The sequence below is a fragment of the Luteibacter sp. P4_E6 genome (assembly GCF_056401535.1).
This window is the reverse complement of the sequence record NZ_JBFUJE010000725.1, coordinates 1-1598: the sequence shown is the minus strand read 5'-3', so window position 1 is coordinate 1598 and position 1598 is coordinate 1. Positions and strand designations below refer to the sequence as shown.

2 protein-coding genes are annotated in these 1598 nt (G+C 66.0%); both read right to left on the bottom strand.

Annotated features, from left to right (window positions below; all coding sequences use genetic code 11):
- A partial coding sequence (locus AC1DT2_RS22825; protein WP_477298950.1) for an NRDE family protein occupies positions 1–373 on the bottom strand: 373 nt, incomplete at its 3' end.
- A 92-nt stretch (positions 374–465) separates the two neighbouring features.
- On the bottom strand, positions 466–1598 hold a 1133-nt coding region (locus AC1DT2_RS22820), incomplete at its 5' end, for an FAD-dependent oxidoreductase (protein WP_477298948.1).

Here is a 1598-nt window from a genome sequence, read left to right as displayed (position 1 = left end):
GGTAATAGGCATCGTCGTGGTCGAAGGTCAGCAGGTTGAAGGGGCGGTAGCCTTTGGCGCTGGACATCAGTTCGATCGCGTGGGCGCGGGCTGGCACGTTGGAGCCGAGGTAGTCCGCCACCAACAGCCCACGCGACAGCCCGCTGTGGTCCGCCGTCATGTCGCGCACGTTGGTGATGACGCTGACGCGGCCATGCGGCGCCACGCCTGCCCAGGTGCCACCGGCTTCGAGATCGCGCCCGGCGATCACATCGGGTGCTTCAACCCACGGGGCGAGCGGCTCCGTCGGACGCGCGTGGAACTCGTCGCGATTGCCGACAAGCACCAGCCGCCAGCGCGGATGGACATGCCAGGCGAAGGCGATCAGGCACATGGGTGGGGAGTGGCCCGGAGGAGCATGGACCTATTGTGCCCTACCCGCTGCCGCAAGGTTTTGCAGAAACGGCTCGGCCTCCGGGCGGTCGATCAGACCGCCACCTTCAACGCCAGCTTCGCATTCGCCAGCATCAGCGCGATCGACCCGGCCGCTTCACGTCCGTCATAGACGGCGCGCACCACGAGGTCGGCGCCACGCACATTATCGCCACCGGCAAAGATGCGCGGATTGCTGGTCTGCAAGGGCAAGCGACCCTCGCCACCGGCGACGATGCGACCACTGCGATCGCGCTCCACACCGAAGGTATCGCACCAGTCAGGCGGGCTCGGCTGGAAGCCGAAGGCCTGGATCACCACGTCGGCACGCAGGTCGGTTTCGCTGCCTTCGACGTTGCGTGGACGCGGGCGTCCATCGCCATCGTCGACAAGCTGTGTCTCGACCACGCGAACCGCGGTGACCTTGCCGCCTTCGCCGACCAGCGCGATGGGCTGCTGCTGGAACAGGAAGCGCACGCCTTCCTCACGGCTGTAACCCACTTCGCGCCGCGAGCCGGGCATGCTGGATTCGTCGCGACGATAAACGCAGGTGACCGAAGCGGCGCCGAGGCGGATCGCCGTGCGATTGCAGTCCATGCCGGTGTCGCCGCCGCCGAGTACGACGACATGTTTCCCGGCAAGGTCATAGCCCGGTGCCGGTTCTTCGTCGCGCAGCAGGCGTTCGACATTGGCAATGAGGAAGGGCAGCGCATCGTGCACGCCGCCGAGGTCGCGCCCCTCGAGCTGGCCATCGACATAGGTGTAGGCACCCGTGCCGACGAACACGGCATCGTAGTCGGCGAGCAATTCGTCAAAGGCGATGTCCCGGCCGATCTCTACGCCGAGATGGAAACGCACGCCCATGCCCTCGAGCACCATGCGCCGCGTGCGCACGACGGATTTGTCCAGCTTGAAGGGCGGGATACCGAAGGTGAGCAGGCCACCAATTTCGTGCTGGCTGTCGTAGACATCCGCAGCGATACCCGCACGGCGCAAACGGTCGGCACAGGACAGGCCCGCCGGACCGGCACCCACGATGGCGACGCGCTGACCGGTTTCGCGGACGCGCGAAAGATCAGGACGCCAGCCCTGGCGAATCGCTTCGTCAGTGACCCATTTTTCAACGCTGCCGATCGTTACAGCACCGAAATCACCCTGCTCCAGCGTGCACGCGCCTTCGCACAGAC